At 62.7% G+C, this 24,980-nt stretch carries 26 protein-coding genes and 1 pseudogene; 21 read left to right on the forward strand and 6 right to left on the reverse strand.

Going from position 1 to position 24,980, the window contains the following annotated elements; all coding sequences use genetic code 11:
- Window positions 1-85 precede the first annotated feature (85 nt).
- Window positions 86-511, reverse strand: coding sequence for a hypothetical protein (locus B5527_RS13670; RefSeq protein WP_079601767.1), 426 nt, complete (start codon window positions 509-511; stop codon window positions 86-88).
- A gap of 121 nt (window positions 512-632) precedes the next feature.
- On the opposite strand from B5527_RS13670, the pseudogene B5527_RS46275 reads away from it, so the two are divergent.
- Window positions 633-758: pseudogene (locus tag B5527_RS46275) on the forward strand (SOS response-associated peptidase); the annotation flags it as partial.
- On the opposite strand, the gene B5527_RS13675 reads toward B5527_RS46275, so the two are convergent.
- Complete coding sequence (locus B5527_RS13675; RefSeq protein WP_079601768.1) at window positions 746-1,123, reverse strand: VOC family protein; 378 nt, start codon at window positions 1,121-1,123, stop codon at window positions 746-748. The pseudogene B5527_RS46275 and the gene B5527_RS13675 sit on opposite strands and share 13 nt — an antisense overlap.
- Window positions 1,124-1,359: 236 nt before the next feature.
- Between B5527_RS13675 and B5527_RS13680 the strand changes: the two genes are divergently transcribed.
- From B5527_RS13680 to B5527_RS47595, 5 genes are all read left to right on the forward strand, one after another.
- The gene (locus B5527_RS13680) at window positions 1,360-1,686 is read left to right on the forward strand and encodes a hypothetical protein (RefSeq protein WP_154072208.1); all 327 of its coding nucleotides are present in this window, start codon (window positions 1,360-1,362) and stop codon (window positions 1,684-1,686) included.
- Between the two features lie 732 nt (window positions 1,687-2,418).
- Complete coding sequence (locus B5527_RS13685) at window positions 2,419-3,207, forward strand: alpha/beta fold hydrolase (protein WP_079601771.1); 789 nt, start codon at window positions 2,419-2,421, stop codon at window positions 3,205-3,207.
- A 4-nt stretch (window positions 3,208-3,211) separates the two neighbouring features.
- On the forward strand, window positions 3,212-4,351 hold the full coding sequence (locus B5527_RS13690) for a PAS domain-containing sensor histidine kinase (RefSeq protein ID WP_079601773.1): 1,140 nt from the start codon (window positions 3,212-3,214) through the stop codon (window positions 4,349-4,351).
- Window positions 4,352-4,375: 24 nt separating this feature from the next.
- The gene (locus B5527_RS45315; protein ID WP_172842423.1) at window positions 4,376-4,621 is read left to right on the forward strand and encodes a hypothetical protein; all 246 of its coding nucleotides are present in this window, start codon (window positions 4,376-4,378) and stop codon (window positions 4,619-4,621) included.
- Window positions 4,506-4,940 (forward strand): hypothetical protein, encoded by a 435-nt coding sequence (locus B5527_RS47595; RefSeq protein ID WP_079601774.1) that lies wholly within the window; start codon window positions 4,506-4,508, stop codon window positions 4,938-4,940. The genes B5527_RS45315 and B5527_RS47595 overlap by 116 nt, the downstream gene beginning before the upstream one ends.
- Before the next feature lie 835 nt (window positions 4,941-5,775).
- Here B5527_RS47595 and B5527_RS13700 read toward each other — a convergent pair.
- Window positions 5,776-6,681, reverse strand: coding sequence for an alpha/beta hydrolase family protein (locus B5527_RS13700; protein ID WP_245332603.1), 906 nt, complete (start codon window positions 6,679-6,681; stop codon window positions 5,776-5,778).
- 172 nt (window positions 6,682-6,853) lie between these two features.
- Between B5527_RS13700 and B5527_RS13705 the strand changes: the two genes are divergently transcribed.
- Genes B5527_RS13705 through B5527_RS13715 form a run of 3 tightly spaced genes read left to right on the forward strand, consistent with a single transcriptional unit; the run spans window position 6,854 to window position 10,398 of the window.
- The gene (locus B5527_RS13705; RefSeq protein ID WP_079601776.1) at window positions 6,854-8,242 is read left to right on the forward strand and encodes a class II 3-deoxy-7-phosphoheptulonate synthase; all 1,389 of its coding nucleotides are present in this window, start codon (window positions 6,854-6,856) and stop codon (window positions 8,240-8,242) included.
- Complete coding sequence (locus B5527_RS13710) at window positions 8,243-8,596, forward strand: diacylglycerol kinase (RefSeq protein WP_079601777.1); 354 nt, start codon at window positions 8,243-8,245, stop codon at window positions 8,594-8,596.
- Window positions 8,597-8,640: 44 nt separating this feature from the next.
- Window positions 8,641-10,398: an NAD+ synthase gene (locus B5527_RS13715; protein ID WP_079601779.1), complete on the forward strand. Its 1,758-nt coding sequence runs from the start codon at window positions 8,641-8,643 to the stop codon at window positions 10,396-10,398.
- Window position 10,399: 1 nt separating this feature from the next.
- Here B5527_RS13715 and B5527_RS13720 read toward each other — a convergent pair whose 3' ends face one another.
- Both B5527_RS13720 and B5527_RS13725 read right to left on the reverse strand, forming a co-directional pair.
- Complete coding sequence (locus B5527_RS13720; RefSeq protein ID WP_079601780.1) at window positions 10,400-11,572, reverse strand: DUF2865 domain-containing protein; 1,173 nt, start codon at window positions 11,570-11,572, stop codon at window positions 10,400-10,402.
- Window positions 11,573-11,705: 133 nt separating this feature from the next.
- On the reverse strand, window positions 11,706-12,008 hold the full coding sequence (locus B5527_RS13725) for a hypothetical protein (protein WP_079601782.1): 303 nt from the start codon (window positions 12,006-12,008) through the stop codon (window positions 11,706-11,708).
- A 286-nt stretch (window positions 12,009-12,294) separates the two neighbouring features.
- On the opposite strand from B5527_RS13725, the gene cysS reads away from it, so the two are divergent.
- From cysS to B5527_RS13750, 5 genes are all read left to right on the forward strand, one after another.
- A complete protein-coding gene (gene cysS / locus B5527_RS13730; protein WP_079601783.1) occupies window positions 12,295-13,740 on the forward strand; it encodes a cysteine--tRNA ligase in 1,446 nt (481 codons plus the stop codon).
- Window positions 13,737-14,081, forward strand: coding sequence for an endonuclease domain-containing protein (locus tag B5527_RS13735; RefSeq protein ID WP_079601785.1), 345 nt, complete (start codon window positions 13,737-13,739; stop codon window positions 14,079-14,081). Before cysS ends, B5527_RS13735 begins: the two co-directional genes overlap by 4 nt.
- Window positions 14,082-14,083: 2 nt before the next feature.
- Complete coding sequence (locus tag B5527_RS13740) at window positions 14,084-14,596, forward strand: GNAT family N-acetyltransferase (protein ID WP_079601786.1); 513 nt, start codon at window positions 14,084-14,086, stop codon at window positions 14,594-14,596.
- Window positions 14,593-16,191, forward strand: a complete 1,599-nt coding sequence (cimA, locus tag B5527_RS13745) for a citramalate synthase (RefSeq protein WP_079601788.1) — start codon at window positions 14,593-14,595, stop codon at window positions 16,189-16,191. The genes B5527_RS13740 and cimA overlap by 4 nt, the downstream gene beginning before the upstream one ends.
- A 120-nt stretch (window positions 16,192-16,311) precedes the next feature.
- The gene (locus B5527_RS13750) at window positions 16,312-16,695 is read left to right on the forward strand and encodes a VOC family protein (protein WP_079601789.1); all 384 of its coding nucleotides are present in this window, start codon (window positions 16,312-16,314) and stop codon (window positions 16,693-16,695) included.
- An 11-nt stretch (window positions 16,696-16,706) separates the two neighbouring features.
- Here B5527_RS13750 and B5527_RS13755 read toward each other — a convergent pair whose 3' ends face one another.
- Window positions 16,707-17,312 carry a TIGR00730 family Rossman fold protein gene (locus B5527_RS13755; RefSeq protein WP_079607267.1) on the reverse strand — a complete coding sequence of 202 codons (606 nt, stop codon included), beginning with the start codon at window positions 17,310-17,312 and terminating at the stop codon, window positions 16,707-16,709.
- A gap of 208 nt (window positions 17,313-17,520) precedes the next feature.
- Here B5527_RS13755 and B5527_RS13760 point away from each other — a divergent pair, with 208 nt between their 5' ends.
- The 7 genes from B5527_RS13760 (at window position 17,521) to B5527_RS13790 (ending at window position 24,895) form a co-directional block, all read left to right on the forward strand.
- Window positions 17,521-19,509 carry an ABCB family ABC transporter ATP-binding protein/permease gene (locus B5527_RS13760; protein WP_079601791.1) on the forward strand — a complete coding sequence of 663 codons (1,989 nt, stop codon included), beginning with the start codon at window positions 17,521-17,523 and terminating at the stop codon, window positions 19,507-19,509.
- A gap of 54 nt (window positions 19,510-19,563) precedes the next feature.
- Window positions 19,564-20,262, forward strand: coding sequence for a phosphatidylserine decarboxylase (locus tag B5527_RS13765; RefSeq protein ID WP_079601792.1), 699 nt, complete (start codon window positions 19,564-19,566; stop codon window positions 20,260-20,262).
- A gap of 76 nt (window positions 20,263-20,338) precedes the next feature.
- Window positions 20,339-21,220 carry a CDP-diacylglycerol--serine O-phosphatidyltransferase gene (pssA, locus tag B5527_RS13770; protein WP_079601794.1) on the forward strand — a complete coding sequence of 294 codons (882 nt, stop codon included), beginning with the start codon at window positions 20,339-20,341 and terminating at the stop codon, window positions 21,218-21,220.
- 145 nt (window positions 21,221-21,365) lie between these two features.
- On the forward strand, window positions 21,366-22,085 hold the full coding sequence (locus tag B5527_RS13775; RefSeq protein WP_079601795.1) for an RraA family protein: 720 nt from the start codon (window positions 21,366-21,368) through the stop codon (window positions 22,083-22,085).
- A gap of 22 nt (window positions 22,086-22,107) precedes the next feature.
- Window positions 22,108-22,935 (forward strand): SDR family NAD(P)-dependent oxidoreductase, encoded by an 828-nt coding sequence (locus B5527_RS13780; protein ID WP_079601797.1) that lies wholly within the window; start codon window positions 22,108-22,110, stop codon window positions 22,933-22,935.
- A gap of 322 nt (window positions 22,936-23,257) precedes the next feature.
- Window positions 23,258-24,031: a motility protein A gene (locus B5527_RS13785; protein WP_079601798.1), complete on the forward strand. Its 774-nt coding sequence runs from the start codon at window positions 23,258-23,260 to the stop codon at window positions 24,029-24,031.
- A gap of 33 nt (window positions 24,032-24,064) precedes the next feature.
- Window positions 24,065-24,895 carry an OmpA/MotB family protein gene (locus tag B5527_RS13790; RefSeq protein WP_079601800.1) on the forward strand — a complete coding sequence of 277 codons (831 nt, stop codon included), beginning with the start codon at window positions 24,065-24,067 and terminating at the stop codon, window positions 24,893-24,895.
- Window positions 24,896-24,980: the final 85 nt, after the last annotated feature.

Raw genomic sequence — 24,980 nt, forward strand, 5'->3', positions numbered from 1 at the left:
GAGGCAGCCGAAAAGTCGTTGTATAATAATAAACGTCCACTTGACCAACAATTCAATCCCTTGCCCACCGCAACTCTGCCGCGCGTCACCTTTCCTCATCCGGATGCACCCACCGATACGGCGTGATCTCCCGTGTCTCCGTCAGCTTGATCATGTGCACCGGCGGCGCATGGCGGCCTTTGCGGCAGGAGCGGCATTTCAGCGACGCTTCGAGTTTCCACAGCGGCGTATCGCGCGGCCGGCGGATGGCGTCGAGCGGCAGGCTCGCGCGGGTCTTGCACCTGTTGCATTCGACTTCGAGCCAGCCGAGACCGCCGTTAAGGCATTGGCCTGTTGTGGGCGAGGGCTGCGCCGGCCCGCCATAGCCTTCCATCCGCACCGACCAGGCTTCTGCCTCCGCGCGGTCGGCGGCGCGAACGGCTTTTTTGGCCTCTGCCCGCGCGCTTTCGGCACGGATCTTCGCGCCCCTGATCGCGCTGCCCCAGATGACTTCGCGAGATTTGGTGCTCATGGCCGGCGACTACAGCCGCCTTGCGGCGCGATGCAACGCCACTAGGATTAGCGGGGACAACACGCTTCTCCCACCAAGGCTTCGTCCAACCCGGGCTTCATCCGGACCCGGGCCTTCTTCGATGTGCAATTTGTATTCGATCGCCACGAATCAGGCAGCGATCCTGCGGCTGTTTCGCATTGTCGACCAATACCCGGGTAACCGGCCGCCGATGCTGCGTCCGAATACGCCGGCTCACCCCATCCGGTGCAAAGCGCAGAGCTTATTGCCGTCGGGATCGCGCAAATAGGCGATGTAGAATTTGGCGCCCGGGCCTTCGCGCACGCCCGGCGGGTCTTCGCACGTCTTTCCGCCATGGGCGATGCCGGCCGCGTGAAACGCGTCAGCCTGTTCGGGCGAGTTCGCGGCGAAACCGATGGTGCCGCCGTTGGCAGGGGTAGCAGGCTTGCCGTCGATCGGTTTCGACACCGAAAAAACCCCGGTGGGGGTTCGATAGAAAAAGCGATGACGGTCGACATGTGCGGGTGGAATACCGAGCGTCCCAAGCAAGGCGTCGTAGAACGACTTGGCCTTCTCCAGATCGTTGGTGCCGATCATGACGTGCGAAAACATGCTGTATTCCTCCCCGATTATTGCTGAGCGATCGAAGCCGTTCGGCGCGCGACATTCATACGGATTGACTGCTCACGGCGCTAGCCGTTGGGTGGGTCGGCGAGACACAATCCGCAGTTCACGAGGCTTCTGCTTCCTCGCGAACGGCTTTCCCGGGCGTATTCCCGAATTCCACTAAGCTTGACTCTTTGTTCACGTTTTGTACTTATGGTGCCTCTCCCAACCCGGAGGCTCCCATGGATAACAGACTCAACGAATTACGCCGTAAAATCAGTACTCTGCGCCTGGAAATGCTCGACATGGAAGCGTCGATCCGCGACCTCGTCAACGACGACCGGGACTGCACGGAATCCTCGCTCCGGCTGATGGGCATGCGACAGGAACTGACGGCGCTGGTCAGGGAATGGGCGCTGCTCGGCGGCGGGGACCGTTTGCCGACCATCCAGGAACGCTTGCGGGAAAACCATCGGCCGCTGCAAAAGCGGAAGGCCCGGCCAAAGCCGCAACCAAGGCCGCACGCAAAGCGAAAGGTCGAGAAGCGCCGCCTCGTTGCGCGGAGGTGACGGGGCCATCAAACCGACGCGACTGACCCTCTGCCGACACCAAATGGCGACCCTCGCAACTCCCTAGCTCCACATCCGTGGGCGGCGGGCCCACCAACGCGTCGCAGGCTTCGCAATGTTTGGTTGCGACTGGCCCTCTAACTGGCGGAGGCGGTCGATTTGCAATCTGAGGCTGGCTGGTAACTCCTGGTCTTCCCTTAATGACGTCCGCAGTCCTTCGCCAATCTGTCGAGTGATTGCGCGGCTATGCGAGTAGTCAATCATGATGGGGTTTCGCATGACGGATTCTCCGTTTCCGCGCACAAGCCCTCGACACCGATGTCGATGGCTTCCCGCTTCCACTCGGTGACACGAACCGCGCATTTCAATGCATGGTTGGCGATCCCGGAGGGAGCGGAGACCGTCGCCTTTGGCTATCCTGCGCGAGCGCTTGTTTTTGAACAGCGGGTCCGAATGGAACCTTTGGCTATCCGCGACATGCGCCGTCGTTGACGGCGGGCGACGGTCTCGCTCTCTTAAACCGCGCCGGGGGTTTTCGTTCCGATCTGGTTCACATGGCCGAGATATTTCCAGAAACAGGGGAACCGCAGGTTCCCAGTGGTGAGCCAGCTATTCGCTTATTTCGAAACGGCTGAACGCAAGCCATTGCGGGTGTTCCATTGGAGCGTTCGGGCAGCTTGTGTGTTTACTTCGGACGCCTGATAATGACGGACAGCGCACACAGGAAAAGCCATGACCGTAACGGCCCGAAATAACGTTCACGTCAAGGGAACGGGCGAGAAAGCGATGCTTTTTGCTCACGGCTTCGGCTGCGATCAGAACATGTGGCGCTTTGTGGCTCCGGCTTTCGAAGCCGAATTCAAGACCGTTTTATTCGACCATGTCGGCGCCGGCGGCTCCGACCTCTCGGCTTATGATCCCGTCAAGTATTCCACGCTGGCCGGCTATGCCGACGATGTCATCGAACTGGGACAGGAACTTGGGTTGCACGGCGCCGTGTTTGTCGGGCATTCCGTCAGCGCCATGATAGGCGTTCTCGCCTCCATCAAGGCCCCGGGGATGTTTTCCAGCCTCGTGCTGGTGGGGCCTTCCGCGCGATATATCGATGATGGGCAGTACAAGGGCGGCTTCAGTGAAGCGCAGATCGGCGAACTGCTCGAGTTTCTGGAAGCAAACCACATGGGGTGGTCGGCTCAAATGGCCCCCGCGATTATGGGAAACGCGGATCGGCCGGAACTTGGCGAGGAGCTGACCAATAGCTTCTGCCGGACCGACCCGGACATCGCCAGGGACTTCGCCCGCGTCACTTTCACGTCGGACAATCGAGCGGACCTCTCCAACGTGAAGACCCGGACGCTCATCCTGCAATGCAGTGAAGACATCATCGCCTCCACCGAGGTCGGTGAGTTCGTGCATCGTGCCATACCCGGCAGCAAGCTGGTCACTCTCGACGCAACCGGCCACTGTCCCAACCTGAGCGCGCCGGATGAAGTCATCTCCGCGGTGCGCGCCTTTGTCTGAATTGATGAAAAATCCACCGAGCGCCTCAATCATTGAGGACCTGGAGGATCTGTACGAGAATGCGCCCTGCGGCTATCTTTCGCTGGATCCCGGCGGCCGGATTTTCAAGGTCAACAAAACGCTTTGCAACTGGGTCGGCTATGCTCCCGAACACCTGTTGGGTAAGCGCTTGGGCGACTTGCTCAACATCGCAGGCCGCATGTTTTACGAAACGCATATCGCGCCGCTCCTGCGCATGCAGGGATTTTTCAACGAAGTCGCTCTGGACCTGGTCAGCCAAAATGGCGACCGCCTGCCGGTCATCGCCAACGCCACCGAACGCCGCGCGGCGGACGGGAGCGTCATCTCGACTCGCCTTACCCTGCTCAAGGCTACCGACCGCCGCCGCTACGAGCGGGAACTGCTCGATGCAAGGGACCAGAGCCGTTCATCGGAAGCCGCCACAAGGGCCATTCTGGAAGATGAGCGCAGGACATCTGAACTCCGCGAGCAGTTCATCGCCGTCCTTGGCCACGACCTGAGAAATCCCCTGGCTTCGATTAGCGCGGGCGCCCGGATATTGCTTCGGCAGGCAAAGGGCGAAACCGAAACCCAGGTGCTGCAAATGATGCAGACCACTGTCATGCGAATGTCCGGACTGATCGATAACGTTCTGGACTTTGCGCGAGGTCGATTAGGTGGCGGAATTACCCTGAGCCGGGACGCCAACAGACCGTTGCGACCCGTGCTGCAACACGTTGTGGACGAACTACGCACCGCGATGCCGGACCGCGTGATAGAAAGCGATCTGGAGATTGCCGACCCTGTCAACTGCGACCGTTCTCGAATTGGTCAAATGGTGTCGAACCTTCTCGGCAATGCTCTGACCCATGGCTCGCCCGATCAGCCCGTTAAAATGGTTGCGTCGACCGACAACGGAATGTTCGTGCTTTGGATTGCGAACGCAGGCGAGCCGATCCCGGATGCGGCGATGGTTAATCTGTTCCAGCCGTTTTTTCGGGGAACGGTCCGCGCCAGCCTTCAAGGGCTGGGCCTCGGTTTGCATATCGCGTCCGAGATAGCCAAGGCGCACGAAGGGGTGCTTACGGTTACCTCGACAGCGGAGGAGACGCGTTTCACGTTTCGGATGCCGCTGCGGGTGTAACGCCGCGGGCTGCGGCGACCGCCGTTGAAGCGCTTCAGCGCGCAGGGCGGCCGAGGGCACGGGCTTGAGCCCTTTTTCGTCAACATCCTGACACTTTCACTGGTCTTTCTCTTTCCGGGCTGGGGATTTCGCAAACGTATGGAGTCCTCCATTGATGTTGAAAACTATTTTTCCCGTCGCGTGTTTGTTGCTTTATTCCGTTCAGGCCGAAGCCCACCCTCGCCATTATCGTCATCAGCACGTTCGCTCCGCGGTGTCATTCGTCGCTGATAATCAAAGCAACGAAAGAACGGTCGGCGGTCGCCCGTCGGGATGCCCGCACGCGTTCTGCGGGTGCGAGGCGTCGCTGTACCGCTTTGGCCGGATCATTCCCCAGTTAAATCTCGCCGCCAATTGGCGCCGTTTCCCGCGCGCGGCCCCGGCGCCGGGGATGGCGGCGGTTCGATCGGGACACGTCATGATTTTGCAAGCGCAAGTCGCCGGCGATATCTGGAACGTGCATGACGGCAATTCCGGCGGTCACGTGACCCGCGAACACTCGCGCTCGATCGCCGGCTACACGATCGTCGATCCAGGCTCAGCCTCGTGAGCGAAGGCGGGCTTCGCCGTCTTCGAACAGCCGCGATGCTGATGGGCAGCATCGGGTGGTGCCAACGGGTCGCGCGAACGCGCGCCCGGGGCAGCGCTCAACCCACGTACTGATTTGCCCGACAGGCTGTTTTTCCAAACCGCTGTCCAGCCCCTTTTGAAAATATATTCTGTTTTTCCGAAGACCCAAATCACTTGTATATCCACCGCCGTTCCGTCCCACTCGAGGGGCGTATCGCGATCGTCACGGACGCGGGGCGTAATGCGGTGGACGCGGCAGCGTCAGGCACGACACGTGACGGCAGGGCGGGTCTTAGGAGGCCTGTGAGTTGTCAACGGCGTGCTGACGAACGGCGCTGATGCGGACGGCGAAATCGTGTGGTCCTGACACCCCGACGCTGGTGTCAAGTCTCGCGGAGGCGAAGTCGGCCCAACCGGGCGCGGACCAGCCATATCCGCAGATGACGGTGGCAAAAAAGCCGGTCACCGGGGAGAGCACGAGGATAAACCGTTAAAACCATTGCGTGCGGGAACGCCGGTGATTCCGGTGACCTCGCTGTGAATACTCGTGTGCATACTTACTACCCATGCGCACACGAGGCTGCGGGTGCACTGGAGCACCCGGCGTTCCCCACGCCCTCGTTTGGGCGGAAGATTTTTCAACGACTCGGGCGCACCGCGCGGCGAGATCGTGGAGGTGTGTCATGAGACCGTTCGTGTCACGCGATCGTCATTCCGGGGCGATGCGAAGCATCGAACCCGGAATCTCGAGATTCCCCGATGCGCAATTGCGCATCTGAGGTCTGGTGCCAACGCACCATCCCGGAATGACGACGTTACTCCTCACCTTCGATCCATTCCGCCGCGCCGCGCCACAGCGTGTCGCGATGCTCGGCGCGAAAAAAGCCGAGATGGCCGATTTTGGCGGCGCCGACATCGGCCGGCGCGATGGTCAGGATTTCCGGCTTGTTTGCGGTAAATCCCGAACACAGCAATTCGACCGCCGGTCGCGTCGCCCAGGGATCGTCGGCAAGGCAGATCGCGCGCAGCGCGCCCCGGTAGTGCGGAAAATTCTCCAATGCCCGAAGTTTGGGATCGTCGAACAGATAGCGCGGGCTCATCACCCAGCGCACCCATTGCTCGAAAACTCCCTTGGGCAGATCCTCACCCAAGCCGCTCCAGCCGGGCGCATAGCCCAACAGCCGGGTGAGGGGGACGCCGACGAAATTCAGCATGGCGTAGACACGGTAGCGTTCCGGCGAGGCCATCAGCTTCCAGGTGCCGGCTTGCGCCGCGATCAGCAGCGCGCGCGAGACCTCGGTGTTGTTGGCCAGAAGTCCCAGTGCCTGGCCGCCAAAGGAATGTCCGACATAGTTGAGCGGCAGGTGTTTGTAGCGCTCGCGCATCCAGGCCACCGCCGCGGTGACATCGAGCGCGGCCCAATCCGCCATGGTGGCGTTGAAGCCGGCAAGCGATCTCGGCTGGTTATAGCCGACCAGCGATTTCTGCCTGCTATCGCCGGTGCCGCGATAGTCATAAGTCAGGACCGCGCAGCCGCGATGCGCGAGATAGCCCGCCAGACCACGGTAGATCTTGCGCGGCACGGCGGTGGCCGAATTGATCAGGACGGCATGCCGCTTGGCCCCGCGGGGCAAGAACAGCGTCGCCCCGAGCAAATATCCGTCCGCCGCGGGAAAGGTGATGTCGTCGATGAAAACGTCGTCCAGCCCGGCCCCTGCCACCGCGATTTCCCCCGTGCGCTCGCGAGCGCCCCAGCAAATGCGAATTCGGCTTTTGCCGCAAGGGCTTGTCTTAAGGAGCGGAAATCCAACTGGCGGTCCGGCGGCAGCCTGTGTATAACCCGGCCCTTCGCTGCTGCCGATAAGTAGCGGTTTTTGCTCAGGAGTTAACGTCATGTCCGAGCGCTGGACACCCGACAGCTGGCGCACCAAACCGGTGCTGCAGATACCCGATTATCCCGATGCCAAGGCATTGGCCGATGTCGAGGCGCAGCTGGCGACGTTTCCCCCGCTGGTTTTTGCAGGTGAGGCCCGCAACCTGAAAAAGGCGCTTGCGCGTGTAGCCGCAGGCGAGGCCTTCCTGCTGCAGGGCGGCGACTGCGCCGAGAGCTTCGCCGAGCATGGCGCCAACAACATCCGGGATTTCTTCCGCGTGCTGCTGCAGATGGCGGTCGTGCTGACCTATGCCGGTGCGCTGCCGGTGGTCAAGGTCGGCCGCATCGCCGGACAATTCGCCAAGCCGCGCTCCTCGCCGATGGAAAAGCTCGACGGCGTCGAGCTGCCGAGCTACCGCGGCGATATCGTCAACGACATCGCGTTCACCGCGGCCTCGCGCACCCCCGATCCGCAGCGCCAGCTGATGGCGTACCGCCAGTCGGCGGCGACGCTCAATCTGCTGCGCGCCTTCGCCACCGGCGGCTTCGCCAATCTCGGCAGCGTGCACCAGTGGATGCTTGGTTTCCTCAAGGATTCCCAGCAGTCGCGCCGTTACAAGGAGCTGGCGGACCGCATCTCGGACGCATTGAATTTCATGCGCGCCTGCGGTCTCGATCTCGAAAGCCACCCCGAGCTGCGCGCCACCGATATCTACACCAGCCACGAGGCGCTGCTGCTCGGTTACGAGCAGGCCTTCACGCGGGTCGATTCCACCACCGGCGACTGGTACGCCACATCGGGCCACATGATCTGGATCGGCGACCGCACCCGCCAGCTCGATCACGGCCATGTCGAATATTTCCGCGGCATCAAGAACCCGATCGGTTTGAAATGCGGTCCCTCGCTGAAGACGGACGAATTGTTGCGGCTGATCGACGTGCTCAATCCGGACAATGAGCCCGGACGCCTGACGCTGATCAACCGCTCCGGTTCGGACAAGATCGGCGATCACCTGCCGCAGATGATCCGCGCCGTGCAGCGCGAAGGCCGGGTGGTGGTCTGGTCCTGCGATCCGATGCATGGCAACACCATCACCTCGACGTCCGGCTACAAGACCCGGCCGTTCGACCGGATCCTGTCGGAGGTGAAGTCGTTCTTCACCATCCATGCGGCGGAGGGCACCCATGCTGGCGGCGTCCATCTGGAAATGACCGGGCAGGACGTGACCGAATGCATCGGCGGCGCGCGCGCCATCACCGACGAGGATCTCAACGATCGCTATCACACGGTCTGCGATCCCCGCCTCAACGCCGAGCAGTCGATCGACATGGCCTTCCTGATCGCCGAATTGCTCAAGCAGGAACGCGCCGGCAAGGTCAAGCCGATGCCGGTTGCGGCGGGACTTTGAGTGCTGCGGTTCTGGCAGGCCACGATCAATACCCGTAACGGGCTTGCCTTCGCCATTCGCTCGGAGCAGGCAATCCGCGAGGAACTGGTCGCGCTGGCGCTTTCGCTTCCGGCGGCGTGGCTGGTCGGCGCGACCACGATGCGCCGCGTCGAACTCGTCGCCGCGGTGGTCCTGGTGCTGGTGATCGAACTGCTCAACACCGCGATCGAGAAGCTCGCCGACCGGCTGACCACCGACCATGATCCGCAGATCGGGCGCGTCAAGGACATGGGCTCCGCCGCCGTCGGCGTCGCGCTGGTCATGGCAGGCCTGTTCTGGCTGTTCGCCATCGCCGAACGCATGGGCGCGATCTGAAGCATGCAATTGCAGTTTGTCCGCACGCAGGGCACCATCGCGCCATGACCGAACCTGCCGCCCAGTTTACGATCACGCTGGCCCAGTTGAACCCGACGGTCGGCGACGTCGCCGGTAACGCCGCCAAGGCGCGCGCCGCGCGCGCGCGCGCTCGGGCCGACGGCGCCGATCTCGTGGTCTTCTCCGAATTGTTCATTGCCGGCTATCCGCCGGAAGACCTGGTGCTGAAGCCGGCATTCCAGGCGGCCTGCCGCGCCGCGATCGAAGAGCTGGCGCGCGATACCGCCGACGGCGGCCCGGCGGTCCTGATCGGCAGTCCCTGGGTGGAGGACGGCAAGCTCTACAATGCCTGCGCGTTGCTCGACGAGGGCCGGATCGCCGCGCTCCGCTTCAAGGCCAACCTGCCGAACTACGGCGTGTTCGATGAAAAGCGCCTGTTCGCGCGCGGGCCTGCGGCGGGCCCGGTGACGATCCGCGGCATCCGGGTCGGCGTTCCCATCTGCGAGGACATCTGGCTCGAGGAGTCCGAGGATTACGAAAACGTCGTCGAGTGTCTGGCGGAAACCGGCGCCGAAATTCTGATCGTGCCGAACGGTTCGCCTTATGCGCGCGACAAGAACGATCTGCGGCTGTCGATCGCGGTGGCGCGCGTCACCGAAAGCGGGCTGCCGCTGATTTATCTCAACGAGGTCGGCGGACAGGACGAGCTGGTTTTCGACGGCGCCTCGTTTGCGCTCAATGCCGATCTGTCGGTAGCAGCACAGCTTCCCGCGTTCGAAGACAGCATCACGACGTTGCGCTGGAGCAGGAGCGAAGCCGGCTGGCGCTGCGCCGGACCGGTGGCGCCGTTGGTCGAGGGCGACCAGGCCGACTACGCGGCCTGCGTGCTGGGACTGCGCGATTACGTCAGGAAAAACGGATTTCCCGGCGTGCTGCTGGGCATATCCGGCGGCATCGACTCGGCGCTGTGCGCGGCGATCGCGGTCGATGCGCTGGGCGCCGAGCGCGTCCGCGGCGTCATGCTGCCGTTCCGTTTCACCGCCCAGGTGTCGCTCGATGACGCCGCAAAGCTCGCGGCCGCGCTCGGTATCCGCTACGAAGTGCTGCCGATCGCGCAGGCCGTGAACGGCTTCGAAGAGATCCTGTCGGGTACGTTCGCCGGTCTGCCGCGCGATATCACCGAGGAGAACCTGCAGGCGCGCACCCGCGGCACGCTATTGATGGCGATCTCCAACAAGACGGGCGCGATGGTCGTGACCACCGGCAACAAGTCGGAAATGTCGGTAGGCTACGCCACGCTCTATGGCGACATGAACGGCGGCTTCAATCCGATCAAGGATATCTACAAGACTGAAGTGTTCCGGCTCTCGAGCCTGCGCAATTCGTGGAAGCCTGAGGGCGCGCTCGGCCCCTCGGGCGAGGTCATTCCGGTCAACATCATCACCCGGCCGCCGACCGCGGAATTGCGCGAAAACCAGACCGATCAGGATTCGCTGCCGCCCTACGAGATGCTGGACGCGATCCTCGAGCGCCTGGTTGAGCGCGAAGAACCACTGGCGTCGATCATATCAGCCGGCTTCGACCGCGAGGTGGTAACGCGGATCGATCGCCTGCTCAACATCGCCGAATACAAGCGACGGCAGGCCGCGCCGGGCGTCAAGGTGACGCAGAAGAATTTCGGGCGCGACCGCCGCTATCCCATCACCAACAAGTTTCGCGATACCGGAGAGCCGTCACAGCAACCCGATGAGACGCTGGTGTCACGCGCCAGCCGCGGATCGGCGGAAGCGTTCGAGGGATAGATCAGCGCGCGGGGATAAAGGTCGGACCCACCGAGCGGATCGGCTTGTTGTTCGGCGTGGCATCGCCCGGCGCGGCCGCGGTGGTTGCCGGCGCGTCCGGTGGTGCATCGGGCGGGGTGGCTACGGGGCCGGCGGGCGCGGCACCCTTCCTGGCCGGGGCGGCAGCCGTTTTCGCCGGCGCGCGCGACATTTTCTTCGCGCTTTCTTCGGTGACGATGATATCGCCCTGCTGTTCAGCCGCGGCCTTATCGTCGATGCTTTTCAGCGCGTCGGACCAGGTCTGTCCGGGAGCCTTGCAGGAACAGGATGGATTGAACTCCTGACGGTAGCGAAACGCGTTCGGCGACGCCGAATAGGGCTGACCGTTGATCGACACCGCCGAGCTCATGTCTTCGCCGGGGTTGCGATAGGTGAAGAGATTGGCGTCCGCCGCAGGGCAAAGCGCCTTGCAGGTCTTTTCATCGTCGGGGAACCGGGCCGGCACGGTGGCGAACGAGATCGGAAAATAAAAACCGTCGCAGCTGCGGACGCAAACCGTGCGGAAGGTGCCGGATTGCGGGCCGACGTCGGCGCCGGGTGCGCCGGGCGCACTTGGCACACCCGGATTGTTATTGCCGAACAAATTCTGCAGGAAGCTGCCCGGACCCGGGGCGACGTTGGCATATTGCGGCCCGCAATTATTCTGCGCGAGCGCGGTCAGCACCGAGCGGCGCTGATTGTCGCGATCGCCGCCAAAACCGCCGCTGCGCAGCCGCTCGAGGCTGTTGGTGATCTGGTCCAGATTGGCCCGCATCTGCTGAATCTGGTTGTTGACCGGACCGCATTGCGCGGACTGGCCCGAGAACAGCGAGAAAAACCCGGAACTGTCGCAGCCCATCCGCTTGGCCTGCGAGGTGACGCGGTCGAGTTCAGTTTGCTGCTTGGACGCGGCATCCTGGTAGCGGCGGATCTGGTCGTCCCTGGCCGGGTCGCCGCTGCCGCCACCGCGGTCGATGGTCGCCAACTGCGCTTCCAGCCGCGGGCACATCGGATTGACCGGTGCTCCCTGCTGCTGCGGCGGCGCATCCGGACTCATCTGCGCCCATGCGTCAACGCTCAGCGTGCTCACGCCAAGGAGCGCAGTAAAGGCCAGGATCCATCGTGAGAAGAAGGGGGTGATCAGCGTTTCCAGCATATCCGGCCGTTAGGACTATTCCGTGCAGGCCGAGAAACCGAATGCGCGGCCAACGCGGTTTCCCATAGCCGCTTCTCAGGGCAGCGTCACGTCGTTTCCGGGGCGCCGGTGTGGCAGTGCAGGCGGGAGCGGCTCAGCGCTGGCAGGTAATCGCAACGTATTCGTTGCAGCCGGCACGGTTGCAGTTGCTGCCAGTGGGAACCGAGCCGGTGATTTCATCGGGGTCGACGCGCCGATAGGACGAAGCCTGGACGAAATCGTGCGACTGGCAATAGGAGCGGGCGGCATGCGCGCCACATTTTTCGCCCTTGGCGAGGCACTGGTCGACGCCGTAACCGTCGGCCTGGTTGGCGATGATGAAAACACGGCTGTCGGCTGTGGCGGCCGATGCGGCGAAGAGGAAAACACAGGCCGAAAGCGCTGACATGGATCGCATACTGCACCGGTGAAGGAGGGACCGCCCGTAATCGTACGGATTGGGATAAACCCAAAACGTTAAGAATGATTAACCTTGGCTTGCCCCGGGGCCGTTTCGTGCCCCAAACCGGCTTTTTGAGGACACTTGACGCAATCCCCTCAACTGGCCCATGGTATCGGTGATGAACGGTCTCCTCGCCATTTGTGGCATTTGCCGCGAGATTATGAGCTAGCGATTCGCTGGCTGAGGCCGTCTTTTCTCACATGAGATCACTGGACGCCCGGCCGCAAGGGACGGGATATCCATGGACTTACGCCTCTACGATACGTTGACCAGGGAAAAGCGCAGCTTTGTGCCGCTCGATCCCGATAACGTGCGCATGTATGTCTGCGGGCCGACGGTCTATGACTTCGCCCATATCGGCAATGCGCGCCCGGTCATCGTGTTCGACGTGCTGTTCCGGCTGCTGCGGCATCGTTACGGCGAGGGTCACGTCACCTATGTCCGCAACATCACCGACGTCGACGACAAGATCAACGATCGCGCGGCACGAGATTTTCCCGGCCTGCCGCTGAACGAGGCGATCCGCAAGGTTACGGAGAAGACAGCCCAGCAGTTCGAGGCGGACGTGGCGGCGCTGGGCTGCCTGCCGCCGACATTCGAACCACGCGCGACCGATTTTGTGCTGCCGCGCGCCGATGGCAAGACGGATATGGTGACGCTGATCAAGCAATTGATCGCGCGCGGCCATGCCTATGAAGCAGGTGGCGAGGTTCTGTTCGATACACAGTCGATGCCGGACTATGGCGCGCTGTCAGGCCGCAAGCTTGATGAGCAACTGCCCGGTGCGCGCGTTGCCGTCGACGCCCACAAGAAAAATCCCGCTGACTTCGTACTGTGGAAGCAGTCGTCAAACGACGAGCCAGGTTGGGAGAGTCCGTGGGGCAGGGGACGGCCCGGCTGGCACATCGAATGCTCTACCATGAGCGCGGCCTATCTCGGCGATGTCTTCGATATCCATGGCGGCGGCCTCGATCTGATTTTCCCTCATCACGAGAACGAAATCGCTCAGTCGCGTTGCGCGCATGGCACGTCCGCGATGGCGAACTATTGGATGCACAACGGCTTTCTGGAAGTCGAAGGTGACAAGATGTCGAAATCGCTTGGCAACTTCGTGACGATTCACGAATTGCTCAGCGGCTGGCAAGGCTATGGCTGGCCAGGCGAAGCCTTGCGCTTCAACATGCTTCGCACGCACTACCGGCAGCCAATCGACTGGACGCTCGAAGGGCTGGATGAGTCTCACAAGACCTTGTGGACCTGGTACGAGGGGCTGGGGTCGGTCGAGCCGCTTTCGGATGTTTCGGCGGATGTCATAGCGGCGCTGTCCGATGATCTGAATACGCCGCAGATGATCTCGGCATTGCATGGTCTTCATCGATCCGGCAAGAAGCGTGAATTGCTTACCGCACTTGCCTTTTTGGGATTTTCTGGCGACCGCAACAAGATCGGCCGTGTAGCTGCCGCAGTGGGAACTGCGAGCGGGGCTTCGACGGCGCGAGGCGCCGGCGCAGCTATCGTAGCCGCCGACATTGAAAAGCTGATTGCTGATCGCAAAGAAGCCCGCGCACGAAAAGATTTCAAGGAGTCCGATCGGATCCGCGATGAACTCGCGGCGATGGGCGTCGTCTTAAAGGATGGGAAGGACGCCGACGGTAGTCCCACAACCAGTTGGGAGATCGCGCGATGACGGCTCAACGGGTTAAGCCCTCTCCATACATCGCAGATTTCCTTAGCTCCGAATTGCGCCTGATCATCGAAGTCGATGGCGGTCAGCACGCGGATTCCGTCCGAGATATCGAACGCGACAATTGGCTGGCGCAAAATAAATTCCGGGTGCCGCGCTTTTGGAATAACGGCGTGTTGCAGAACCTGGAGGGCGTCCTCACTTGTCTGGCAGAGCAAGTGGATAGAACCCCTTACCCGTCGTCTCGCTTCCGCGAGACGCCACCCTCTCCCGCAAGGGCAGAGGGGAAGAAGGCAGATCGCGCGATGAGCCGTAACGCGATGCACTGTAACAGGGAATGGTAGCGATGGGACAGGCGCTGCCCAAACCTGCTCTGCGGCCGTTTCTCAGGGAAGACACCCCGGTGCTGGCGGCGATCTTTGCTGCCGCGATCGAGGAACTGACCGGCGACGACTACAGCGAATCGCAGCAGCAAGCCTGGGCCAGCGCCGCCGATGACGAGGAACAATTCGGCAAGCGTCTGGCCGGCCAACTGACGCTGATCGCGACGCTGCGGAATTCACCGGTCGGCTTCGCCTCGCTCAAGGGGGCCGATCAGATCGACATGCTCTATGTTCACCCCAGCGCGGCCGGGCAGGGCGTGGCGTCGATGCTGTGCGAGGCACTGGAAAAGCTCGCCGGTGGCCGCGGCGCCAAAAATCTTACGGTCGATGCCAGCGACAACGCGGCCGAGTTCTTCTTGAAGCGCGGCTATGTCGCCATGCAGCGCAACACCGTGACCGTCAACGGCGAATGGCTTGCCAACACCACGATGCAGAAGACGCTGGCTAGCGGCACGTCGCCGGGAGTTCCGACATGACTCGCGAACGTCTCTATCTGTTCGACACCACGCTGCGCGACGGTGCGCAGACCAACGGCGTCGATTTCACGCTGCACGACAAGCAGCTGATCGCAGAGATGCTCGACGAACTCGGCATCGACTATGTCGAGGGCGGCTATCCCGGCGCCAATCCCACCGATACCGAATTCTTTGCCGCCCGGCCGAAGCTCGATCACGCCCGTTTTACGGCGTTCGGCATGACCCGGCGTCCGGGCCGTTCGGCCTCCAACGATCCGGGCCTTGCGGCGCTGCTGGAGGCCAAGGCCGACGCCATCTGTTTTGTCGCGAAATCGTCGGCCTATCAGGTCCGCGTCGCGCTGGAGACCACCAACGAGGAAAACCTGGCCTCGATCCGCGACAGCGTGACGGCGGCGAAGCAGGCCGGCCGCGAAGTCATGCTCGACTGCGAGCATTTCTTCGACGGCTACAAGGAAGATGCGGCGTTCGCACTGGCCTGCGCCAAGGCGGCTTACGATTCGGGCGCACGCTGGGTGGTGCTGTGCGACACCAATGGCGGTACCATGCCGCACGAAGTGGAAACCATCGTCGGCGAGGTCGTGAAGCACATTCCCGGCGATCACGTCGGCATCCACGCCCATAACGACACCGAGCAGGCGGTGGCCAATTCGCTGGCCGCGGTGCGGGCCGGGGTGCGGCAAATCCAGGGCACGCTGAACGGGCTCGGTGAGCGCTGTGGCAATGCCAATCTGTGCTCGCTGATTCCAACCCTGCGGCTCAAGCGCGAATTTTCCGATTGCTTCGACATCGCCGTGTCGCCGGACAAGATGGCGACCTTGATGAAGGTGTCGCGTACGCTCGACGATATGCTCAATCGCGCGGCGAACCGTCACGCGCCCTATGTCGGCGAAAGCGCCTTCGTCACCAAGACCGGCATCCATGCCTCCGCCGTGCTCAAGGATCCCCACACTTACGAGCATGTGCTGCCCGAAACGGTCGGCAATCATCGCAAGGTGCTGGTGTCCGATCAGGCCGGCCGCTCGAACGTCATCGCCGAACTGGAACGGGCCGGCATTCCCTACGAGAAGAACGACCCGAAACTGGTTCGGCTGGTCGAGGAATTGAAGGAGCGCGAGGCCTCCGGCTTTGCCTATGAGTCGGCCAACGCGTCGTTCGACCTGCTGGCGCGGCGCACGCTCGGCCGGGTGCCGGAATATTTCCGGATCGAACAATTCGATGTCAATGTCGAGCAGCGCTACAATGCCAACGGCCAGCGCGTCACGGTGGCGATGGCGGTGGTGAAGGTCGATGTCGACGGCGAGAAACTGATCTCGGCGGCCGAGGGCAACGGCCCCGTCAACGCGCTCGATGTCGCCTTGCGCAAGGATCTCGGCAAATACCAGAAATACATCGAGGGCCTGAAGCTGATCGATTACCGCGTGCGTATCCTCAACGGTGGCACCGAAGCGGTGACGCGCGTCTTGATCGAGAGCGAAGACGAGGAGGGTGAGCGCTGGACCACGATCGGCGTCTCGCCCAACATCATCGACGCCTCGTTTCAGGCGCTGATGGATTCGGTGATCTACAAGCTGGTGAAGTCAGGCGCGCCGGCGTGAGGGATGGACGGGTCATTCCGGGATGGTCCGAAGGACCAGACCCGGAATCTCGAGATTCCGGGTTCGCGTCTTCGACGCGCCCCGGAATGACGGTTCAACATCGGGCGGGATGCAACTCAGATGATCGACCACATCTCCGTCGGCGTCAGTGACCTCGAACGGTCCGCGCGCTTTTACGAAGCGGCGCTGGCGCCGCTTGGGCTGTCACGCCTGGTAACACGCCCCGCGACAATCGGTTTCGGCAAGAGCTATCCCGAGTTCTGGATCAATTTTCGTGCCGACATGACCCAGGTCGTTCCTGAAAGCGGCGTCCACATCTGCCTCCGCGCAAAGACGACTGCCGAAGTCGATGCCTTTCACGCGGCGGCGCTGGCGGCTGGCGGAAATTCCGAAAGCCCGCCGTCGCTGCGTCCGCATGATCGCGTGCGCTACTACGCGAGCTTTGTCAGGGATCCCGACGGCAATCGCATCGAGGCGGTGACGTTTCCGGCGGCTTCAAACTAGCGGTGCGACAGTCACAGCCGGCGGGCAATCTCCGGCACCAGTTTCTCTGTGCCTTCAGGCGCGCGGGCCGCGGCGGCGCGCAACCGCGGCAGGATATCCTCGACCCGTTCGGCTTTCAGGATATCGACCGCCAGAGACGGCCGAATGAATGCCGTGGCCCGCATATGCCCGAGCAGCGCGAGCAACGGTTCCCAGAAGCCGTCGATGTTGGCGAGCAGGACCGGCTTGGAGTGGCGGCCAAGCTGCTGCCAAGTCAGTTGCTCCACCAGTTCCTCCAGCGTGCCGATCCCGCCGGGGAGCGCCACGAAGGCGTCGGAACGCTCGAACATCAGCCGCTTGCGCTCGTGCATGTCGGGCGTGACGACGAGTTCCTGAACCCGCTTCAGCACGTTTTCGCGGGAGGTGAGAAAGTCGGGTATGATACCGGTCACGGTGCCGCCGTGATCGAGCACCGATGTGGCGATCGCGCCCATCAGCCCGATCGAGCCGCCGCCATAGACCAGGCGGATGCCGTTCTCGGCGAGCGCCTTTCCTAGCGCGATGGCGGCTTCAACGAAGCGGGGATTTGTGCCGGGGCCGGAGCCGCAATAGACACAGACGGTTTTGATTTTGTTCATGCTGGCCATGTGGCACTGCAGCGTAAGTGCGTCAACCCTAGCGGATTCGCCAAGGCAATGGAATCCATTCGTGAATCCCGGTAAATCGCTGAAGAATCGAGGGTGCATGCGGCGCTTAAAGGTTCTATATGACGCGCACGATGCGGAACCACATTAAAAACACGCGCGACAGCGAGCCGGCGACCCGGTTCGCTCTGGGTACTCCTTGATGGCTCACACCGATTCGTCTGGGGGGGCCGGCGAAGCGCTGTCTGGCTCGGGCAAATCCATCGAACGGGCGACCCTGATCGGGACGCTGGTGCATCTGTGGCCGTACATCTGGCCCGGCGATCGCGTCGATCTCAAGATGCGCGTGGTCTGGTCGGTGGTGCTGCTGCTGGTAGCCAAGGTGGCGACGCTGGCGGTGCCGTTTACGTTCAAATGGGCGATCGACGCCCTGACCGGCGCCGATACCGCCCCGGTGCAATCGTCGAACTGGACGCTGTGGCTGATCGCATCGCCCCTGATCATGACTGCAAGCTATGGCGCCTTGCGCGTGCTGATGGCGGTGCTGACCCAGTGGCGCGATGGCATCTTCGCGCGCGTCGCGATGCATGCGGTGCGCAAGCTCGCTTACCGCACCTTCGTCCACATGCACGAACTGTCGCTGCGCTTTCATCTGGAGCGCAAGACCGGAGGGCTGACGCGCGTGCTGGAGCGCGGCCGTCTCGGCATCGAGGTGATCGTACGGATGGTGATCCTGCAGCTGGTCCCGACCATCGTCGAGGTTTCGCTGCTGACGGCCGTGCTGCTGTGGAAGTTCGACTGGCGCTATGTGCTGGCGACCATGATCACCGTCGTGATCTTCATGTATTACACCTACATCGCGACCGAATGGCGGATCGAGATCCGCCGCAAGATGAACGAATCCGATACCGAGGCGAACACCAAGGCGATCGACTCGCTGCTGAACTACGAGACCGTCAAATATTTCAGTGCCGAGGAGCGCGAGGCCGCCCGCTACGACCGTTCGATGGAGGGTTACGAGCGTGCCAGCGTGAAGACCTACACCTCGCTCGCGGTGCTCAATACCGGGCAGGCCATCATCTTCACCGCCGGTCTCACCGCGACCATGCTGATGTGCGCGATCGGCGTCCGCAGCGGCAAGAATACGGTCGGCGATTTCGTCATGGTCAACGCCATGATGATCCAGCTTTACCAGCCGCTGAATTTCATGGGCATGGTCTACCGCGAGATCAAGCAGGCGGTGATCGACATCGAGAAGATGTTCGGCGTGCTGGCGCGGAATCCGGAGATCAAGGACCTTCCCGGCGCCACGCCGCTGATCGTGACGTCTGGCAAGGTGCGCTTCGACGACGTGCGATTTTCCTACGATCCCGAGCGGGCGATCCTCAAGGGCCTCAGTTTCGAGGTGCCTGCCGGCAAGACGGTTGCGATCGTCGGGCCTTCCGGCGCCGGCAAGTCGACCATTTCGCGGCTGCTGTTTCGGCTCTATGACGTCTCCGGCGGCAAGATCCTGATCGACGGTCAGGACATCCGGAACGTCACGCAGGCCTCGCTGCGGGCAGCGATCGGCATGGTGCCGCAGGACACTGTGTTGTTCAACGACACCATCCGTTACAACATCCGTTACGGCCGCTGGGATGCTACCGACGCCGAAGTCGAGCAGGCGGCGCAGCTCGCGCAAATCGATCGCTTCATCCGGATGTCGCCGAAGGGTTACGAGACCCAGGTCGGCGAGCGCGGCTTGAAATTATCGGGCGGCGAGAAGCAGCGGGTCGCGATCGCGCGGACGATTCTGAAGGGGCCGCCGATCCTGGTGCTCGACGAGGCGACATCGGCGCTCGACAGCCATACCGAGCATGAAATTCAGGAGGCGCTGGAGCGGATTTCGCGCAACCGCACATCGCTGGTGATCGCGCACCGGCTGTCCACCATCGTGGGCGCCGACGAAATCATCGTGCTGGATCAGGGCCGCATCGCCGAGCGTGGAACGCATTCGCAGCTTTTGGCAACCGGCGGGCTTTATGCCAGTATGTGGAACCGGCAGCGCGAGGCTCAAGAGGCGCGCGAGAGGCTGGCGCTGATTGCCGACGAGAACGAAACGCCGAACCGGGAGCCGCCACCGCTCGATGACGCGCTGGTAACTGACGGGCCGGCGACTGACGCGCTGGTAACTCCGGCCGCGGCGGAATGATTGCCCATCTCCTCTCCCGCCGCGGGAGAGGGCACAACAGATAGTGACCCCCCGATGTCCATTGCCCATTCCATCCGCGCGCAAATTCCGCCGATCCACCGGGAAGGCTATCCGTTTATCAGCGGCTTTGCGGTTGCGAGCCTGGTTCTGTTCTGGATCTGGACGCCGCTCGGCTGGATCGGTGCCTTGCTGACGGTCTGGTGCGCGCTGTTTTTCCGCGATCCGGTGCGGGTGACGCCGGTGCGCGAGGGCATCGTGGTGGCGCCGGCCGACGGGCGCATCTCGATGGTGACGCAGGTGTTGCCGCCGGTCGAACTCGGGCTCGGCGACCAGCCGCTGCCGCGTATCTCGATCTTCATGAGCGTATTCAACTGCCACGTGAACCGCAGTCCGGTGACGGGGCGAATCGACCGGATCGCGTACCGGCCGGGCACCTTCATCAATGCCGAGCTGGACAAGGCGAGCGAGGACAATGAGCGCAACTCGCTGGTGATCTCGACCCCGGACGGACGCATCGGGGTGATCCAGATCGCGGGGCTGGTGGCGCGGCGGATTGTCTCGTTCGTTCGCGAAGGGCAGTCAATCGGTGCCGGCGAGCGCTTCGGATTGATCCGGTTTGGATCGCGTCTCGACGTCTACCTGCCCGATGGCACCAAATCGCTGGTCGCAGAAGGCCAGACCGCGGTGGCCGGCGAGACCATTTTGGCCGATTTCAGGCTTGGCGATAACGGCCGGACCTACCGCGCCGATTAACCATTTGGCTGTCGAATCAACCGGCTGAGCACCGCAATGGCGGAGCGGGCCGGGGCTTGCTATATCTATGCGAGCCATGACGCCGATCGATCCGCAACATCCCGAACTTCGCCGCCGCCGGTTTCGCCCGATTCCGGTGCGGATGCTGGTGCCCAACGTCATCACCCTGCTTGCGATCTGCGCGGGATTGACCGCGATCCGGTTGTCGACCGAAGGGCGGATGGAACTGGCGGTAGCGGCGATCGTGTTCGCAGCCGTGCTCGATGGGCTGGACGGCCGGGTCGCGCGCATGATCAAGGGCCAGTCGAAATTCGGGGCGGAACTCGACAGCCTCGCCGATTTCGTCAATTTCGGCGTGGCGCCCGGCCTGATCCTCTATTTCTGGCAGCTGCATGAGCTGAACAATGGCGGCTGGATCGCCGCGATGGTGTTCGCGATCAGCGGCGGCCTGCGGCTGGCACGCTTCAACGCCACCATGGACGATCCGAACAAGCCCGCCTTTGCCGTGAATTACTTCACCGGCGTCCCGGCGCCGGCCGGCGCGATCACCGTGCTGCTTCCGATCTATCTCGCGTTCCTCGGCCTGCCGAACCCGCCGGCGATCCTGACCGCGCTCTATACGCTGCTGATCGCCTTCCTGATGGTGTCGCGGCTGCCGGTGTTTTCGGGCAAGACCGTACGCATGCGCGTGCCGCCGGAAATGGTGCTGCCGGTTTTCGTCTCGGTGGTTTTCTTCATTGCGCTGCTGATCGGCTATCCCTGGCATATTCTGTCGGCGGGTTCGGTGCTCTACCTCGCGAGCCTGCCGGCCGGATGGAAATCCTATCGCGACCACGCGCGCAAGGCTGCCGCGGCGGAGCTCACGCCGGCCGGCGTCGCGCCGGCAAATTCTCCGCCGTCGTACCCGCCGGTAGCCTCCGAGCCGGAACACGACGATCGGCCGACGCGGCTGAACTGAGCCGCCGGCTCGGCGCGTCGGCAACTGATCCCCGGATATCTGCCATGAGCGGCCGCCGAGTTGGGTTCGGTCCCAATCTCGGGTATAGGGCTGACCGTACACGGCCTTCAAAAAGGGCCGGTCCCTGAATTCTGGAGAGAACGCCGTGACGGATTCCGAAAAAGCGCCGCTGCCTGCCGCACTTCTAGAGGCGCTGGGGCGCTATGACACGCCCACGATCTGCAATGCGCTGGAAATCGTCGCGCCGGAACGGCGCCTGATCGGCTATACGACCAAGCCGCTGGTTTGTCCGTTCCCGGAGCTCCCGCCGATGGTCGGCTATGCCCGCACGGTGACGATCCGCTCCGTTCTGCAGTCCGCGCTTCCGGCAGCCGAGCAGTCGAAGCGCCGGATCGCCTATTACGAATATATGGGCACCGGCCACGGCCCGCGTATCACCGTGATCCAGGATATCGATGGTCCGGACGTGGGCTACGGTGCGTTCTGGGGCGAGGTCCAGAGTTCGGTGCACAAGGCGCTCGGCTGTCTCGGCGTCATCACCGACGGATCGATCCGCGACATCCCGCAATGGGCGCCCGGTTTCCAGGCCCTGGCCGGCTCGATCGGACCGTCCCACGCCTGGGTACATGCCGACAGTTTTGGCGGCGAAGTTCGCGTCGCCGGGATGACGGTGCGCTCCGGCGACCTCATTCATGCCGACTGTCACGGCGCGGTGGTCATTCCAACCGATATCGCAGCGAAAGTGCCTGACGCGGCCGAACTGTGCGGCCGCCGCGAGACACCGATTCTTGAGATCGCCCGCAGCCCGTCATTTACGCTTGAAAAGCTGAAAGAGGCGCTGGCGAAATCGGCAGAAATTCATTGACGGATCGAGAGGGGCGATCGCGATGAACATGGACGGCAAGACGGTGTTGGTCACGGGCTCGACCGACGGCGTCGGCCGCTATGTCGCCGCCAGACTCGCCGCCGCCGGCGCCAAGGTCCTGATCCATGGCCGTGACGGCGCGCGGGCAAAAACCCTGGCCGATGAGATACGCGGTCACGGCTTTGCTGAACCAATCTTCTATCAGGCCGATCTGTCTTCGCTGGCCGGTGCGCGGCAACTCGCCGAAGCGGTGACGGCCGGGCACAAGCGGCTCGACCTTTTCATCAGCAATGCCGGGATCGGATCGCGGTCGCCCGGGTCGGAGCGGCAGACCAGCGCGGACGGCTATGAACTGCGGTTTGCGGTGAATTACCTTTCCGGATTTCTGCTTGCCTACCTGCTGCTTCCCTTGTTGAAGGCAAGCGCGCCCTCGCGCATCGTGAATGTCGCTTCGCTCGGCCAGCATCCGCTCGATTTCGACGATGTGATGCTGACCAGGGGCTACAGCGGCTCGCGCGCCTACGCCCAGAGCAAGCTCGCCCAGATCATGTTCACCATCGATCTGGCGAGCCAGCTCGAGGGCACTGGCGTGACCGTGAATGCTCTGCATCCTGCGACTTACATGAACACCACGATGGTGCGCGAAGGCGGCATCACCCCGATCAGCACGGTCGAGCAGGGCGGCGACGCCATTTTGCATCTTGCGGTTGGCGACGATGTGGCGGCCAGCAGCGGGCTGTTCTTCAACGGCATGCGGCCGGCGCAAGCCAATCCGCAAGCCTATGACGCGGTCGCCCGCAACCGATTGCGCGCGCTCAGCCTCGAACTTGCCGGCCTGCCGCCCGACTGACGAAACCGGCGCGGCAACTCCTTCGAAGCGGCCCAACCACCTGTCCGGTGTCCTCTCGCCTTCATACGGGGCAAGCCGCGGCGACTATGGTTAGCAGATCGTTGCGATGGTGTCGGGGCGCCAATCAGCGGTCCATTAGCGCGTTTCGGCCACGACCTGCGACGAAGTGGGCAGTCCGTTCGCCGCGGTAGCCGGCGCTAAACGACTTAACCTTTACGCGTCTTTAATGGCGGGCGACGTAGGCTTCCTGTTGCGCGGTCCGGAATGGGCGGCGCCACCGTCCAGGATGGCCGGTCGTTCGCGTACGCGTTGGAGTTCCCCCATGGATATCATGACGAGCGTTGGGCTCGTGTCCGGCATGCTTGTCGTGACAGTAATGGTGCTCATGGGCGGCGATCTGCACATGTTCGTCAGCGAACATGCTGTCATCATCATCTTCGGCGGATCGATCGCCGCCACCATGATCCGGTTTCCGCTTAGCGCCATCCTGCATGGCCTGCCGCTCGGCGCAAAATTTGCGTTCACGATGAGCCGGCTTTCGGCGCGCGATCTGGTCGACGAGCTTGCCCGCATCGCGGAAATCGCGCGCAAGCAGGGACCTGTCGGGCTGGAAAAAGTCGAGACCGACGAACCGTTCCTCGCCAAGGGCATTCGATATGTCGCCGACGGCTACGATCTCGAATTCATCCGCGACAATCTCGAGCGCGACCGCGACAACTTCCTGATGCATCTCGACGAGGGCGGGAAAATCTACCGCGCTATCGGCGACTGCGCACCGGCGTTCGGCATGATCGGCACATTGATCGGCATGGTGCAGATGTTCGCCAACATGACCGATCCTTCGAAACTCGGCCCGTTCATGGCGACCGCCCTGCTGGCGACGCTCTACGGCGCGCTGGTCGCGAACCTGTTCTGCCTGCCGATTGCCGACAAGCTGCATGGCAAGCTGCTCGACGAGGAAACCAATCGCACCCTGATCATCGACGGCATTCTGATGATCCGGGATTCCAAGAGCCCGACGCTGGTCCGGGAAATGCTGCTGGCGTATCTGCCGGAAAAGCACCGCCACGAGGAAGGTGAGCCGGTACCGGCCTGATCGGCGGGTAGCGGCGGTCCGGGAAAACAGGCGATGGCCAAGAAAAAACGCGGCGATGCGCATGGAGGAGGGCACGGCTGGTTCGTGACCTTTGCCGACCTCATGGGTCTGATGATGAGCTTCTTCGTGATGCTCGTCGCGTTCTCCTCCATGGACAACAACAAGCTCAAAATCGTCGCGGGCTCGATGCGCGACGCCTTCGGTGTGCAGACCGAGGCGCGCTATTCCGGAATCATCGAATCCGATGGTCTGCCGACGCGGGCCAAGCTGAAGAACGCCGCGCATATTCCGCCGGAGGAATCATCGGCCACGCCGACCCCGGACGAAAAGGAGCGGAGCCTGACGGAAGGCGCCCGCCTGAAAGTCGATCGCGAGTTCGCGCTGGCCTCGGCCTCGTTGCGGCAGGCGTTGCAGGACATGCCGGAACTGACGGAAATCTCGAAACACATCATGTTTGAGGAAACCAGCCAGGGCCTCAATCTGGAAATCGTCGACCAGGACGGACGGTCGATGTTTGCCGATGGCTCTAAGGTTCCGTACGATCGTACGCGCCGGCTGATCGAGAAACTTGCGATTCCGCTCAAGGCGACGCCGCTGCGAATCTCCATCGTCGGCCATACCGCGGCAGGTTTCGTGCCGACGCGCAGCGATTATGGGGCGTTCGATCTGTCGGCCGATCGGGCCAATGCGGTGCGCCAGATCCTAGAGCGGGAAGGACTGCCGCCGGCCCACATTTTCGCGGTGTCCGGAAAGGCCGACGGCCAGCCGCTGTTTCCCGACGATCCCTCGCTGTCGGCGAACCGTCGCGTGACCATCACGCTGATGCGCGAAGATCCGCCGCTGCCGCCCGACCTGAAGCCATAACCCTCGCACTACTATATTACCGGGCGTCGTCCGAGCGAGGCCGCTTTGTGGGTAAGTTCGGCGGTTGACAGGCTATCCGGGAGCG

This window comes from Bradyrhizobium erythrophlei, from assembly GCF_900129425.1.
Taxonomy (GTDB): Bacteria; Pseudomonadota; Alphaproteobacteria; order Rhizobiales; family Xanthobacteraceae; genus Bradyrhizobium; species Bradyrhizobium erythrophlei_C.

What these genes read in the sequence shown, in the direction of transcription:
- B5527_RS13670 (WP_079601767.1), bottom strand. Translation starts at nt 511, where the DNA reads ATGAGCACCAAATCTCGCGAAGTCATCTGGGGCAGCGCGATCAGGGGC.
- B5527_RS13675 (WP_079601768.1), bottom strand. Translation starts at nt 1,123, where the DNA reads ATGTTTTCGCACGTCATGATCGGCACCAACGATCTGGAGAAGGCCAAG.
- B5527_RS13680 (WP_154072208.1), top strand. Translation starts at nt 1,360, where the DNA reads ATGGATAACAGACTCAACGAATTACGCCGTAAAATCAGTACTCTGCGC.
- B5527_RS13685 (WP_079601771.1), top strand. Translation starts at nt 2,419, where the DNA reads ATGACCGTAACGGCCCGAAATAACGTTCACGTCAAGGGAACGGGCGAG.
- B5527_RS13690 (WP_079601773.1), top strand. Translation starts at nt 3,212, where the DNA reads ATGAAAAATCCACCGAGCGCCTCAATCATTGAGGACCTGGAGGATCTG.
- B5527_RS47595 (WP_079601774.1), top strand. Translation starts at nt 4,506, where the DNA reads ATGTTGAAAACTATTTTTCCCGTCGCGTGTTTGTTGCTTTATTCCGTT.
- B5527_RS13705 (WP_079601776.1), top strand. Translation starts at nt 6,854, where the DNA reads ATGTCCGAGCGCTGGACACCCGACAGCTGGCGCACCAAACCGGTGCTG.
- B5527_RS13715 (WP_079601779.1), top strand. Translation starts at nt 8,641, where the DNA reads ATGACCGAACCTGCCGCCCAGTTTACGATCACGCTGGCCCAGTTGAAC.
- B5527_RS13720 (WP_079601780.1), bottom strand. Translation starts at nt 11,572, where the DNA reads ATGCTGGAAACGCTGATCACCCCCTTCTTCTCACGATGGATCCTGGCC.
- B5527_RS13725 (WP_079601782.1), bottom strand. Translation starts at nt 12,008, where the DNA reads ATGCGATCCATGTCAGCGCTTTCGGCCTGTGTTTTCCTCTTCGCCGCA.
- cysS (WP_079601783.1), top strand. Translation starts at nt 12,295, where the DNA reads ATGGACTTACGCCTCTACGATACGTTGACCAGGGAAAAGCGCAGCTTT.
- B5527_RS13735 (WP_079601785.1), top strand. Translation starts at nt 13,737, where the DNA reads ATGACGGCTCAACGGGTTAAGCCCTCTCCATACATCGCAGATTTCCTT.
- B5527_RS13740 (WP_079601786.1), top strand. Translation starts at nt 14,084, where the DNA reads ATGGGACAGGCGCTGCCCAAACCTGCTCTGCGGCCGTTTCTCAGGGAA.
- cimA (WP_079601788.1), top strand. Translation starts at nt 14,593, where the DNA reads ATGACTCGCGAACGTCTCTATCTGTTCGACACCACGCTGCGCGACGGT.
- B5527_RS13750 (WP_079601789.1), top strand. Translation starts at nt 16,312, where the DNA reads ATGATCGACCACATCTCCGTCGGCGTCAGTGACCTCGAACGGTCCGCG.
- B5527_RS13755 (WP_079607267.1), bottom strand. Translation starts at nt 17,312, where the DNA reads ATGAACAAAATCAAAACCGTCTGTGTCTATTGCGGCTCCGGCCCCGGC.
- B5527_RS13760 (WP_079601791.1), top strand. Translation starts at nt 17,521, where the DNA reads ATGGCTCACACCGATTCGTCTGGGGGGGCCGGCGAAGCGCTGTCTGGC.
- B5527_RS13765 (WP_079601792.1), top strand. Translation starts at nt 19,564, where the DNA reads ATGTCCATTGCCCATTCCATCCGCGCGCAAATTCCGCCGATCCACCGG.
- pssA (WP_079601794.1), top strand. Translation starts at nt 20,339, where the DNA reads ATGACGCCGATCGATCCGCAACATCCCGAACTTCGCCGCCGCCGGTTT.
- B5527_RS13780 (WP_079601797.1), top strand. Translation starts at nt 22,108, where the DNA reads ATGAACATGGACGGCAAGACGGTGTTGGTCACGGGCTCGACCGACGGC.
- B5527_RS13785 (WP_079601798.1), top strand. Translation starts at nt 23,258, where the DNA reads ATGGATATCATGACGAGCGTTGGGCTCGTGTCCGGCATGCTTGTCGTG.
- B5527_RS13790 (WP_079601800.1), top strand. Translation starts at nt 24,065, where the DNA reads ATGGCCAAGAAAAAACGCGGCGATGCGCATGGAGGAGGGCACGGCTGG.